This is a genomic window from Pseudomonas sp. COR18 (assembly GCF_048568395.1).
GTDB lineage: Bacteria > Pseudomonadota > Gammaproteobacteria > Pseudomonadales > Pseudomonadaceae > Aquipseudomonas > Aquipseudomonas fuscovaginae_B.
This window is the reverse complement of record NZ_CP183808.1, coordinates 3,927,799-3,940,988: the sequence shown is the minus strand read 5'-3', so window position 1 is coordinate 3,940,988 and position 13,190 is coordinate 3,927,799. Positions and strand designations below refer to the sequence as shown.

The 13,190-nt window shown below is 63.5% G+C and carries 12 protein-coding genes; 8 read left to right on the top strand and 4 right to left on the bottom strand.

Features of this window, described 5'->3' with window-relative positions:
• Positions 1–87 precede the first annotated feature (87 nt).
• From ACM62G_RS18160 to ACM62G_RS18135, 6 genes are all read left to right on the top strand, one after another.
• Complete coding sequence (locus ACM62G_RS18160) at positions 88–2,541, top strand: penicillin acylase family protein (protein ID WP_419735289.1); 2,454 nt, start codon at positions 88–90, stop codon at positions 2,539–2,541.
• 342 nt (positions 2,542–2,883) lie between these two features.
• Positions 2,884–3,663, top strand: coding sequence for a transporter substrate-binding domain-containing protein (locus tag ACM62G_RS18155; RefSeq protein WP_054056619.1), 780 nt, complete (start codon positions 2,884–2,886; stop codon positions 3,661–3,663).
• Between the two features lie 58 nt (positions 3,664–3,721).
• Positions 3,722–4,450 (top strand): ABC transporter permease, encoded by a 729-nt coding sequence (locus ACM62G_RS18150; protein ID WP_054056618.1) that lies wholly within the window; start codon positions 3,722–3,724, stop codon positions 4,448–4,450.
• Positions 4,447–5,157 carry an ABC transporter permease gene (locus ACM62G_RS18145; protein ID WP_054056617.1) on the top strand — a complete coding sequence of 237 codons (711 nt, stop codon included), beginning with the start codon at positions 4,447–4,449 and terminating at the stop codon, positions 5,155–5,157. Before ACM62G_RS18150 ends, ACM62G_RS18145 begins: the two co-directional genes overlap by 4 nt.
• Before the next feature lie 9 nt (positions 5,158–5,166).
• Complete coding sequence (locus ACM62G_RS18140; protein WP_419735288.1) at positions 5,167–6,285, top strand: succinylglutamate desuccinylase/aspartoacylase family protein; 1,119 nt, start codon at positions 5,167–5,169, stop codon at positions 6,283–6,285.
• Positions 6,286–6,292: 7 nt separating this feature from the next.
• Positions 6,293–7,057, top strand: a complete 765-nt coding sequence (locus tag ACM62G_RS18135; protein ID WP_054061655.1) for an ABC transporter ATP-binding protein — start codon at positions 6,293–6,295, stop codon at positions 7,055–7,057.
• A gap of 132 nt (positions 7,058–7,189) precedes the next feature.
• On the opposite strand, the gene ACM62G_RS18130 is transcribed toward ACM62G_RS18135, so the two are convergent.
• The 3 genes from ACM62G_RS18130 to dcd form a co-directional block, all read right to left on the bottom strand.
• Positions 7,190–8,026, bottom strand: a complete 837-nt coding sequence (locus ACM62G_RS18130) for a transporter substrate-binding domain-containing protein (protein WP_054056614.1) — start codon at positions 8,024–8,026, stop codon at positions 7,190–7,192.
• Between the two features lie 121 nt (positions 8,027–8,147).
• A complete protein-coding gene (locus ACM62G_RS18125; protein ID WP_017902779.1) occupies positions 8,148–8,354 on the bottom strand; it encodes a hypothetical protein in 207 nt (68 codons plus the stop codon).
• Between the two features lie 107 nt (positions 8,355–8,461).
• Positions 8,462–9,028 (bottom strand): dCTP deaminase, encoded by a 567-nt coding sequence (dcd, locus tag ACM62G_RS18120; protein WP_010445012.1) that lies wholly within the window; start codon positions 9,026–9,028, stop codon positions 8,462–8,464.
• A 386-nt stretch (positions 9,029–9,414) separates the two neighbouring features.
• Here dcd and ACM62G_RS18115 point away from each other — a divergent pair, with 386 nt between their 5' ends.
• On the top strand, positions 9,415–9,624 hold the full coding sequence (locus tag ACM62G_RS18115; RefSeq protein WP_054056612.1) for a cold-shock protein: 210 nt from the start codon (positions 9,415–9,417) through the stop codon (positions 9,622–9,624).
• A gap of 131 nt (positions 9,625–9,755) precedes the next feature.
• Here the strand turns inward: ACM62G_RS18115 and apbC are convergent, their stop codons facing one another.
• Positions 9,756–10,850: an iron-sulfur cluster carrier protein ApbC gene (gene apbC / locus ACM62G_RS18110; protein ID WP_054056611.1), complete on the bottom strand. Its 1,095-nt coding sequence runs from the start codon at positions 10,848–10,850 to the stop codon at positions 9,756–9,758.
• Between the two features lie 177 nt (positions 10,851–11,027).
• Here apbC and metG point away from each other — a divergent pair, with 177 nt between their 5' ends.
• Positions 11,028–13,079 (top strand): methionine--tRNA ligase, encoded by a 2,052-nt coding sequence (metG, locus tag ACM62G_RS18105; protein ID WP_054061657.1) that lies wholly within the window; start codon positions 11,028–11,030, stop codon positions 13,077–13,079.
• Positions 13,080–13,190: the final 111 nt, after the last annotated feature.

The following is a 13,190-nucleotide window of genomic DNA, read 5'->3' as shown; positions in this document are numbered from 1 at the left end:
AAATAACCGCAGCCCCCGTCTTGCGCGGCCTGGTCCCGCTCACTAACGTAGCGCCTTTACTGACGCTACCCCCGCAGGAGCCTTGCCATGGCCTCGCCAGCCTACCCTCTCTTCTTCAAAAAATGTGGCGTCGCCGCCGCCGTGGCGGGCCTGCTCGGCCTGGCCGGCTGCCAATCCTGGAACGCCCGGGACAGCCTGCCGCCGACCTCCGGCGTGCAGCCGATCAAGGGCCTGGCACAGAACGTTTCGGTGCGCCGCAACAGCCTGGGCATGCCGCTGATCGAAAGCAGCAGCTTCCATGACGCACTGTTCACCCTGGGTTATGTCCACGCCAGCGACCGTATCACCCAGATGGTCACCCTGCGCCTGCTGGCCCAGGGCCGCCTGGCCGAGATGAACGGCGCCCAGGCCCTGGATACCGACCGGTTCATGCGCGCGGTCAACCTGAAGAAAAGCGCCGGCGAGCTGTACAACGCCGCCTCGCCACGCCTCAAGCGTTTCTTCGAGGTCTACGCGCGGGGCGTCAACGCCTACCTGTTCCGCTACCGCGACAAGCTGCCGCCGGATCTGGCCAGCACCGGCTACCTGCCCGAATACTGGAAGCCGGAAGATTCCGCACTGATTTTCTGCCTGCTGAACTTCCAGCTGTCGGCCAACCTGCCGGAAGAGATCTCCTCGCTGGTCATCGCCCAGAAAGTCGGAATCGACAAACTCGCCTGGCTGACCCCGACCGCTCCCGACGAACCGCTGCCACAGGCCGAGGCGGACAAGCTCAAGGGCGTGGCCCTGAGCCAGATCGCCGGGCTGGCCGCGGTCGACAAGGCTTCGGCGCAAGTCAGCGCGCTGAACGGTTTCGGCGCCGGCACCTCGACCAACTGGGCCATCGCCCCGCAGCGCAGCCGCAGCGGCAAGAGCCTGCTGGCCGCCGATCTGCAGCAACCGACCAACGCCAGCGCCGCCTGGAACTACGTGCAGATCCGCGCGCCCAAGTACCAGGCCGCCGGCCTCTCGGTCGCCGGCCTGCCGGCCATCCTCAGCGGTTTCAACGGCAAGGTCGCCTGGAGCCTGGCGGCGGTACCGGGCGACAGCCAGGACCTGTTCCTCGAGAAGCTCAAGCGCCAGGGCAACGCCCTGTACTACGAAGCCGACGGCAAATGGCTGCCGGCGCTCGTGCGCAACGAAACCTACTTCATCAAGGGCCAGCGCTCGATCCGCGAGACCGTCTACGAAACCCGCCACGGCCCGCTGCTCAACAGCGCCCTGGGCGATGCACCGCTGGCCGGCGGTTATGGCCTGGCCCTGCAGACCGCGCCGCTCAAGGACGACAGGAGCCTCGACGCGTTCTTCGACCTGTCCCGCGCCCAGAACGCCGAGAAAGCCTCCGACGCCAGCCGGGAAATCCGCGCCATCGCCCTGAACATGATCTTCGCCGACGCCAGCAACATCGGCTGGCAGGTCACCGGCCGCTACCCGAACCGTCGCGAAGGCGAAGGCCTGTTGCCGTCGCCGGGCTGGGACAGCCGCTTCGACTGGGACGGTTATGCCGACGCGATGCTCCACCCCTACGACCAGACCCCGCCGCAAGGCTGGCTCGGCACCGCCAACCAGCGCACGGCGGCCAAGGGCTACGGCATGCAGTTGTCCAACTCCTGGTACTACCCGGAGCGTGGCGAACGCCTGGCGCAACTGGCCAGCGCCGGCAAGCAGGACAGCCGCAGCACCACCGCCATGCAGTACGACCAGAGCACCACCTTCGCCGACAAGCTGAAGCGGATGTTCGAGGCTCCGGGCATGGCCCAGCCCCTCAAGCAGGCCATCGATGCCCTGCCCGAGGCCGAACGCGCCAAGGCGCGGGAAGCCCTCAGCCGGCTGATGGCGTTCGATGGCAGGCTCAGCCCGGTTTCGGCCGACGCCGCGCTGTACGAGCTGTTCCTGCAGGAAAGCATGAAGCAGATCTTCCTCGACAAGCTCGGCCCGGAGAACAGCCCGGCATGGCAGGCCTTCATCGCCAACGGCCGGCTGTCCTACTCGGCCCAGGCCGATCACCTGCTGGGGCGCGAGGACAGCCCGTTCTGGGATGACAGCCGCACCCCGCAGAAGGAAGACAAGCCGGCGATCCTCGCCCGTAGCCTGGCGGCGGCGATCAGCGCCGGCGACAGCCAGTTGGGCGGCGACCGCAAGGCCTGGCAATGGGGCAAGCTGCACCGTCTCGAATGGAAGAACGCCAGCGGCCAGAGCCTGCGTGGCCCGGTTCAGGTCGGTGGCGATCACACCACCCTGAACACCACGGCCTACCTGTGGGGCGGTAGCGACTTCGAGACCATCCTGGCGCCGGCCGTGCGGATGATCGTCGACTTCGGCCAGCTCGAACCGATGACCGGCCAGCAGAGCCCGGGCCAGTCCGGCAACCCGGCCAGCCCTTACTACGCCAATGGCCTCGATGCCTGGCTGAAGGCCCAGTACGTCAGTTTCCCGATGCAGCCGCAGAACCTCGACAAGGCCTACGGCAGCAGTCGCCTGACCCTGACACCGGGCAAGTAGCGTCAGCCCTTCGCGGATGATATCGGGGTGCCGGACCGTCGGCGCCCCGGCTCATCCACGAGTACGCCCGCAGGGCCACCTCGGGCTACCCGGCTCCCAAAGCCACTCACCCCAGGACCGGGAACGTTCTCACTTGCAGGATTTTTCGCACCAATAGAGTGCACCAGTTTTTTGCTGCCCGATTTCGGGCATGATGAGCTGGCTTATAGCCATATTCCTACCTTTTGAAACGCTTGTTCGGGACTATGGTTCGGAAATTGCTACTTTTATCCGGTCATACGCGTTCCAGTAACAGTACTTAGTGCGCCACAAGCGCTCATTCTGGTCTTCAGGGATTAAATAATGAAAAAAGCATTGCTGACCCTTTCCGCACTGGCTCTCTGCATGGGCGCAGGCGTCGCCATGGCCAAGGAATACAAGGAACTGCGCTTCGGCGTGGACCCGTCCTACGCGCCCTTCGAATCCAAGGCCGCTGACGGCAGCCTGGTCGGCTTCGACATCGACCTGGGCAACGCCATCTGCGCCGAGCTGAAAGTCAAATGCAAATGGGTCGAAAGCGACTTCGACGGCATGATTCCAGGCCTCAATGCCAACAAGTTCGACGGTGTGATCTCGTCGATGACCGTGACCGAAACCCGCCAGAAAGCCATCGACTTCTCCAGCGAGCTGTTCTCCGGCCCGACCTCCCTGGTGTTCAAGAAAGGGGCGAACTACTCCACCCCCGAATCCCTCAAGGGCAAGACCGTGGGCTACGAGCAAGGCACCATCCAGGAAGCCTACGCCAAGGCCGTGCTGGACAAGGCCGGGGTAACCACCAAGGCCTACGCCAACCAGGACCAGGTCTACGCCGACCTGACTTCCGGCCGTCTCGACGCCTCGGTACAGGACATGCTCCAGGCCGAACTGGGCTTCCTGAAGTCGCCAGCCGGCGCCGGCTACGAAGTCAGCAAGGCGATCGACGATCCGCTGCTGCCATCGAAAACCGCGATCGGTATCAAAAAAGGTAACAAGGACCTCAAGGCTTTGCTGGACAAAGGTATCGAAGCGTTACACAAGGACGGCAAATACGCCGAAATCCAGAAGAAGCACTTTGGCGACCTGAATCTGTATAGCGGGAAGTGATCCCCTGGGCGCCCCCTGCAAAAGGGGGCGCTTTCTTGACGGCCAAAGGCACACGTTCATGTTCGACAACCTCCTGCACACCCTGGGGCTCTCCGCCTTCAGCTTGAAGGGCTTTGGCCCGATCCTGCTGCAAGGCACCTGGATGACCATCAAATTATCGATACTGTCGCTGCTGGTGAGCGTGCTGCTCGGCCTGCTCGGCGCCAGTGCCAAGCTTTCCAGCATCGGCCTGCTGCGCCTGCCGGCGCAGATCTACACCACGCTGATCCGCGGGGTACCCGACCTGGTACTGATGCTGCTGATCTTCTACAGCCTGCAAACCTGGCTCTCCAGCCTGACCGATGCGATGGACTGGGAATACATCGAGATCGACCCGTTCGCCGCCGGGGTCATTACCCTGGGTTTCATCTACGGCGCCTATTTCACCGAAACCTTCCGTGGCGCGATTCTCGCCGTGCCGCGCGGACAGCTCGAAGCCGCCACCGCCTACGGTCTCACCCGGGCCCAGCGCTTTCGCTTCGTGACCTTCCCGCAGATGATGCGCTTCGCCCTGCCGGGAATCGGCAACAACTGGATGGTGATCCTCAAGGCCACCGCGCTGGTTTCGATCATCGGCCTGGCCGACCTGGTCAAGGCCGCCCAGGATGCGGGCAAGAGCACCTATCAACTGTTCTACTTCCTGGTGCTCGCCGCCCTGATCTACCTGCTGATCACCAGTGCCTCGAACTATGTCCTGCGCTGGCTTGAACGGCGTTATGCCGCCGGTGCCCGGGAGGCCGTGCGATGATCGAACTGCTCGAACAATACTGGCGCCCGTTCCTCTACAGCGACGGCCAGCACATCACCGGCCTGGCCATGACCCTGTGGTTGCTCAGCGCCTCGATCTTCATCGGTTTCCTGCTGTCGATCCCGCTGTCGATCGCCCGGGTCTCGCCCAAGCGCCGCATCCGCTGGCCGGTGGAGTTCTACACCTACCTGTTCCGCGGTACGCCGCTGTATATCCAGTTGCTGATCTGCTACACCGGGATCTACAGCCTGGAGGCCGTACGCAACCAGCCGTTGCTCAACTCGTTCTTCCGCGATGCGATGAACTGCACCATCCTCGCCTTCGCCCTGAACACCTGCGCCTACACCACGGAGATCTTCGCCGGGGCGATCCGCAGCATGAACCATGGCGAGGTCGAGGCGGCCAAGGCCTATGGCCTCACCGGCTGGAAGCTCTACGCCTACGTGATCATGCCGTCGGCCCTGCGCCGCTCGCTGCCGTACTACAGCAACGAAGTGATCCTGATGCTGCACTCGACCACGGTGGCCTTCACCGCGACCATTCCCGATATCCTGAAGATCGCCCGGGACGCCAACTCGGCGACCTACATGACCTTCCAGTCGTTCGGCATCGCCGCGGTGATCTACCTGGCGATCACCTTTACCCTGGTCGGCCTGTTCCGGCTGGCCGAACGCCGCTGGCTGGCCTTCCTCGGCCCGGCCCATTAGGACTTGCCCATGCGTCATGTCACTCATGACCTGCTGGCGCCCGTACCGGGCACCGCACGTCAGATCCACAGTTTCCACTTCGGCCCGGAACAGGCCGAACGCAAGGTCTATATCCAGTCTTCGCTGCACGCCGACGAACTGCCCGGCATGCTGGTCGCCTGGCACCTCAAGCAGCGCCTGGCAGAGCTGGAGCAGGCCGGCCGCCTGCGGGGCGAGATCGTGCTGGTACCGGTGGCCAACCCGATCGGCCTGGAACAGGTGCTGATGGACGTGCCCCTGGGACGCTACGAGCTGGAAAGCGGGCAGAACTTCAACCGCTGGTTCGTCGACCTCAGCGAGGAAATCGGCAACCGCGTCGAGCCCCTGCTCAACGATGATCCGCGACACAACCTGTGGCTGATCCGGCGCGAACTGAAAACGGCGCTGGCGGCGGAAGTCCCGGCCACCCAACTGCAATCCCAGCGACTGGCACTGCAACGGATCGCCTGCGATGCCGACATGGTGCTCGACCTGCATTGCGACTTCGAGGCCGTCACCCACCTCTACACCACGCCCGAGGCCTGGCCGCAGGTCGAGCCGCTGGCCCGCTATATCGGTTCCGAGGCCAGCCTGCTGGCGACCGACTCCGGCGGCCAGTCCTTCGACGAGTGTTTCACCCTGCTCTGGTGGGACCTGCAGCAACGCTTCGGCGAGCGCTTCGCGATGCCCATGGGCAGCTTTTCGGTGACCGTCGAATTGCGCGGCCAGGGTGATGTCACCCACCCGCTGGCGAGCCAGGACTGCAAGGCGATCCTCGACTACCTGGGCCACTTCGGGGTGATCGAAGGCGAGATCGCGCCACTGCCGGCACTGCGTTATCCGGCGACGCCGCTGGCCGGGGTCGAACCGGTAGCCACGCCATTCGGCGGCCTGCTGGTATTCCATGCCCTGCCGGGCCAGCACCTGGCAGCCGGGCAACTGATCGCCGAAGTCATCGACCCGATCAGCGACCGGGTCACCCCTGTTCACAGCGCCACCGCGGGCCTGCTCTATGCCCGTTCGCTGCGCCGCATGGCGACCGCCGGCATGGTCATCGCCCATGTCGCCGGCCACGAAGCCTATCGCAGCGGCTATCTACTTTCTCCTTGAGGTACCCATGTACAAACTGACCATTGAAGGCCTGCACAAGAGCTATGGCAACCACGAGGTGCTCAAGGGCGTCTCGCTCAAGGCCAGGACGGGCGATGTGATCAGCCTGATCGGCGCCAGCGGTTCGGGCAAGAGCACCTTCCTGCGCTGCATCAACTTCCTGGAAACGCCCAACGACGGTGCCATGACCCTGGACGGCCAGGCGATCCGCATGGTCAGCGACCGAAACGGCATGCGCGTCGCCGACGAAGCCGAGTTGCAACGCATCCGTACCCGCCTGGCGATGGTGTTCCAGCACTTCAACCTGTGGAGCCACATGAGCGTGCTGGAAAACATCACCATGGCGCCGCGCCGGGTGCTGGGCGTCGATCGCAAGGAGGCCGAGGACCGGGCCCGCCGCTACCTGGACAAGGTCGGCCTGCCGGCGCGGGTCGCCGAGCAGTACCCGGCGTTTCTCTCCGGAGGCCAGCAACAGCGGGTGGCAATCGCCCGGGCGCTGGCGATGGAACCGGAAGTGATGCTGTTCGACGAACCGACCTCGGCGCTCGACCCGGAACTGGTGGGCGAAGTGCTGAAGGTGATCCAGGGGCTGGCCGAGGAAGGCCGGACGATGATCATGGTCACCCACGAAATGAGCTTTGCCCGCAAGGTATCGAGCCAGGTGCTGTTCCTGCACCAGGGGCTGGTGGAGGAGCAGGGAGCCCCCGAGGACGTGCTGGGCAACCCGCAGAGCGAGCGGCTGCGGCAGTTCCTCAGCGGTAACCTCAAGTAATTGCGCAGGGCCTGAGGGCCTGTTCGCGGGCAAGCCACGCTCCTACAGGGGTTGCTGCCATGCCCGGAATACGTGTACGGCGCAATACTGTAGGAGCGTGGCTTGCCCGCGAAGAGGCCATCACGCTCTGCCTCAGTTATGGGCGGCCTGCCATGGGTAGGCCAGCCACTTCTGCATGCGCTTGGCGAACCGCCCGCTTTCCATGTCCTGGTGCAACCACTGGTCAACGTACTGTTTAAGCACGATGTCCCGTGGCAACAGCACCGCCTTCTCGGAAAAATCGAACGGCTGGTCCGGATGCACCGCGCATAACTGCGGGTGCAGCTTCTCCTGCAGGCGTGTCTCCACCGCGTCGGTCATCATCAGGTCGGCCTTGCCGTCGACGATCTGCTGGAAGATGGTGACGTTGTCGTCATGCACGACGATCCGCGCCTGTTTCAGATTGGCCCGGGCGAATTTCTCGTTGGTACCTCCCGGATTGACGATGGCCGTCACCTGCGGCCGGTCGATCTGCTCCAGGGTCTGGAAGGCCTGCTGGCGGGAGCACAGGGTGATCGGGGTCTTGCCGTCACGCTGGTAGGGCTGTGAAAAAAATGCCTTTCTCTGGCGCTCCATGTTCACCGAGATGCCACTGATCGCCAGGTCGAAGTGGTCCGCCTGCAAATCGTTCATCAGCGTCGGCCAGGTCGTCGGCACCAACTGCAGCTTCGCCCCCATCGATTGCGCCAGCTCCTGTGCCAGCTCGATGTCCAGGCCGATGAAATGCTCGCCACTCTTGTAGCTGAAGGGCTTATAGTCACCCGTGGTGCCAACTCGCAGTACACCCTGCTGGATGATCCGGTCGAGCCGACCGACCACCTGCACCGGCGCAGCAGCCTGCGCCAGCTCGGCAGCCTCGGCCAACGGGGCGGCGACCAGCAGCGCCGCCAGCAGGAGCCGGGAAAATCCCAGGGGAATGGAAAACGTCATGGGCAGCCCTTCTTATTGTCTGATATCCGTGAGTGCGCGTTGATGGCACTGGCGCAGACTACCTGCAAGGACTGGAACAGGCGACCCCTGGACAGCACGCGGCCGTCCAGTGGGGCACGGATCAGGCGACCGGAGCCGGTGGCGGTTCGTCGGGCAAGACCGGTTCGCCCGGCTCGGTGGGCTGTTCGTTGGGGGTATCGGGTTCGGGCTGGCCGGGAATGCCGCCCATCAGGGTCTGTGGGTGGGCGAGCAACGACCAGGCCAGCAGGCCCACTTGATTGGGTTCCAGTCTTGCCAGTTCGGCACTGATGCTTGGATCGATCTTCATGGGTGACTCCTGGGCGAAATGGCCCGGCCAGCCTTGCGCCAACCAGGACGGTACACTCTGTAGAGTGCACCGGCGCCCAGGAATTCCCTCGGACTTGCCGCCCTTCGTCAGGTGCGCGGCAGGGTCACGCCACGCTGGCCCTGATACTTGCCGCCGCGGTCCTTGTAGGAGACTTCGCACTCCTCGTCGGACTCCAGGAACAGCATCTGCGCCACGCCTTCATTGGCGTAGATCTTCGCCGGCAAGGTGGTGGTGTTGGAGAACTCGAGGGTCACGTGGCCTTCCCACTCCGGTTCCAGCGGGGTCACGTTGACGATGATCCCGCAGCGCGCGTAGGTGCTCTTGCCCAGGCAGATGGTCAGCACGTTGCGTGGAATGCGGAAGTACTCGACGGTACGGGCCAGGGCGAAGGAGTTCGGCGGGATGATGCAGACATCGCTCTTGATATCGACGAAGCTGCCGGCGTCGAAGTTCTTCGGATCGACGGTCGCCGAGTTGATGTTGGTGAACACCTTGAACTCGTCGGCGCAACGCACGTCGTAGCCATAGCTCGACACGCCGAAGGAAATCAGCCGATCGGCGCCTTCGCCACGCATCTGGCGCTCGACGAAGGGTTCGATCATGCCGTGCTCTTGCGCCATGCGGCGAATCCACTTGTCCGATTTGATGCTCATGGCGGGTGTCCTGAATAGCGAGGTGGAGAAATTCTGCCCGGCATCTTACCGGGGCGCATCGCCCGGTTCAAAGTCCGGGCTCGATTTGCCACAAAATAGCTGCCCCGGATCCCCCCGCCAAACCCCGCAAAAACCTTTGTGGCGGGCGCCTGCTGGCCGGCCGGGACACCGTCAGTCACGAAATAGGCGAAACCTTGGCAAAGACCATTGGCACGTTCTGGAAAAAGGGTTAAGGTGGCATCACTGTGCTGCTTGTGTCACTGAGAATCTCTCCACGATGTTGAATTTCGATCCAACCATCTCCAAGAATTTTTCCTGCTCTTTGCACTCAGTCTCGGCCAGGGCGTTTCCTGAGCCGCAGTTAACTTTGTCCAAGGAGACATCAAATGTCTAACCGCCAAACCGGTACCGTCAAGTGGTTCAACGATGAAAAAGGCTTCGGCTTCATCACCCCACAATCCGGTGACGACCTGTTCGTACACTTCAAAGCTATCAAGGCTGACGGTTTCAAGACCCTGAAAGAAGGCCAGCAGGTTTCTTTCGTCGCTACCCGCGGCCAGAAAGGCATGCAAGCTGAAGAAGTAGAAGTTATCTAACTTCTGTTGATTCAGTAGAAAGCCCCGCTCTCTGACGAGATGCGGGGCTTTTTTGTGCCCGGATGTTTTCCCGGGCCGCGCCGAAGGTTGCTTGTGCTGGGCGGACAGCCCAGCACAAGCAACCCTACCGGTCAGTCGTCGCTGATGGTGATGTTCGGCAACGCCTGGCTTGCCGCTTCCTGCAGCACGATCCGCGCGCCCACATGGCGCGCCAGTTCCTGATAGACCATGGCGATCTGCCCATCCGGCTCGGCCGCCACGGTCGGCTTGCCGCCGTCGGCCTGCTCGCGGATGACCATCGACAACGGCAGCGAGGCCAGCAACTCGACGCCGTACTGCGAGGCCAGCTTCTCGCCACCGCCCTCGCCGAACAGGTGCTCGGCATGGCCACAGTTCGAGCAGATGTGCACCGCCATGTTTTCCACCACACCCAGCACCGGAATGTTCACCTTGCGGAACATCTCCACGCCCTTCTTCGCATCGAGCAGGGCCAGGTCCTGCGGGGTGGTGACGATAACCGAGCCGGCCACCGGGACCTTCTGCGCCAGGGTCAGCTGGATATCGCCGGTGCCCGGCGGCATGTCGATCACCAGGTAGTCCAGGTTGCCCCAGTCGGTCTGGGTCACCAGTTGCAGCAGGGCGCCGGAGACCATCGGCCCACGCCAGACCATCGGCGTGTTGTCATCGGTCAGGAAGGCCATGGACATGACTTCCACGCCCAGCGATTCGATCGGCACGAACCACTTCTGCTCCTTGATTTTCGGCCGTGTGCCCTCGGCGATCCCGAACATCACGCCCTGGCTCGGGCCGTAGATATCCGCATCGAGAATCCCCACCCGGGCCCCTTCGCGGGCCAGCGCCAGGGCCAGGTTGGCGGCGGTGGTCGACTTGCCCACCCCGCCCTTGCCGGACGCCACCGCCACCACGTTCTTCACGTTGGCCAGCCCCGGGATCTGCGCCTGGGCCTTGTGGGCGGCAATCACGCAGTCGATCTCGACCCTGGCCGAGGCCACGCCGTCCAGGCCTTCGATAGCCAGTTGCAGCATCTGCGCCCAGCCGTTCTTGAACAGCCCGGCGGCATAACCCAGTTCGAGGCGGACGCTGACGCGGTCTGCCTGGATGTCGATGGCCTTCACGCACCCGGCGCTGAGCGGGTCCTGGTTCAGATAAGGATCGGTGTACTGGCGAAGGACGGCCTCCACCGCTGCGCGATTGACTGCGCTCATGGGCAACTCCCGAAAAAGGCTGAGTGAAACAGACGGCTATCGTAACCGTTCTGGGCCGATGCGACATGCCAGACATTGATTTGTCGCGGCTACGAGGGGGAAACCGCCACAGGTGAAATATATTTCCCGGCGCTTTATAGTGTCCGGTCTCCGTTTCACTTCAAGTAGCCGAGCCCCATGTCCGAGCCACGCCAGATTCTCGTCACCAGCGCCCTGCCCTATGCCAATGGTTCCATCCACCTCGGCCACATGGTCGAGTATGTCCAGACCGACATGTGGGTGCGTTTCCAGAAGCACCGCGGCAACCAATGCATCTATGTCTGCGCTGACGACGCCCATGGCTCGGCCATCATGCTGCGCGCCGAGAAGGAAGGGATCACGCCGGAACAACTGATCGCCAACGTCCAGCTCGAACACAGCAGCGACTTCGCCGATTTCCTGGTCGACTTCGACAACTTCCACTCGACCCACGCCGAGGAGAACCGCGAGCTGTCGACGCAGATCTACCTGCGCCTGCGCGACGCGGGGCACATCGCCAACCGGGCGATCACCCAGTATTTCGACCCGGAAAAGCAGATGTTCCTGGCCGATCGCTTCATCAAGGGCACCTGCCCGAAATGCGGCACCGAGGACCAGTACGGCGACAACTGCGAAAAATGCGGTGCCACCTACGCCCCGACCGACCTGAAGGATCCGAAGTCGGCGATTTCTGGCGCCACGCCGGTACTGAAGGAATCCCAGCACTTCTTCTTCAAGCTGCCGGACTTCCAGGCCATGCTGCAAGGCTGGACCCGCAGCGGCACGCTGCAGGATGCCGTGGCGAACAAGATCGCCGAATGGCTGGACAGCGGCCTGCAGGAGTGGGACATCTCCCGTGACGCGCCATACTTCGGCTTCGAGATCCCGGATGAGCCGGGCAAGTACTTCTACGTGTGGCTGGACGCACCGATCGGCTACATGGCCAGCTTCAAGAATCTCTGCGCCCGCCGTCCGGAGCTGGACTTCGACGCGTTCTGGGGCAAGGACTCCAAGGCCGAGCTGTACCACTTCATCGGCAAGGACATCGTCAACTTCCACGCCCTGTTCTGGCCGGCGATGCTCGAAGGCGCGGGCTACCGCAAGCCTACCGGGATCAACGTGCACGGCTACCTGACCGTCAACGGCCAGAAGATGTCCAAGTCCCGCGGCACCTTCATCAAGGCCCGGACCTACCTCGACCACCTGTCGCCCGAGTACCTGCGCTACTACTACGCGTCCAAGCTGGGCAAGGGCGTCGACGACCTCGACCTGAACCTCGACGACTTCGTGCAGAAGGTCAACTCGGACCTGGTCGGCAAGGTGGTGAACATCGCCAGCCGTTGCGCCGGTTTCATCCACAAGGGCAACGCCGGTGTGCTGGTCGCGGGCGATGCCGCTCCCGAGCTGACCGAGGCCTTCCGCGCCGCGGCCCCGAGCATCGCCGATGCCTACGAGAGCCGCGACTTCGCCCGCGCCATGCGCGAGATCATGGCCCTGGCCGACCGCGCCAACGCCTGGATCGCCGACAAGGCGCCATGGGCCCTGGCCAAGCAGGAAGGCAAGCAGGATGAAGTCCAGGCCGTCTGCGCCGCGGGTATCAACCTGTTCCGCCAGTTGATCATCTTCCTCAAGCCGGTGCTGCCGCTGCTGGCCGCCGATGCCGAGGCGTTCCTCAACGTCCCGCCGCTGACCTGGAACGATCACGCCAACCTGCTGGCCAACCATCAACTGAACGCGTTCAAGCCGCTGATGACCCGTATCGACCCGGCAAAAGTGCAGGCGATGACCGACGCTTCGAAGGAAGATCTCGCCGCCAGCCAGACCGACACCGGCAGCGCCGCGCCGAAGGGCAACGGCGAACTGGCCAAGGACCCGCTGTCGCCGGAGATCGAATTCGACACGTTCGCCGCAGTCGATCTGCGCGTCGCGCTGATCGTCAAGGCCGAGGCGGTCGAGGGTGCGGACAAGCTGCTGCGCCTGACCCTGGACATCGGTGACGAACAGCGCAACGTGTTCTCCGGAATCAAGAGCGCCTATCCGAACCCGGCCGAGCTGGAAGGTCGCCTGACCATGATGATCGCCAACCTCAAGCCGCGCAAAATGCGTTTCGGCATCTCCGAGGGCATGGTCATGGCCGCAGGCCCCGGCGGCGAGGAAATCTACCTGCTGAGCCCGGACAGCGGTGCCAAGCCTGGCCAGCGGATCAAGTAACGCTGTCCTGCCTGACCTCGCGGGCCACGATCTTCGTGGCCCGCGACGTTTCATAGCTAGTACGGCCCGTTCGCTTGCCGGATAATTCACGCCATACGCTTGCCCGGCACG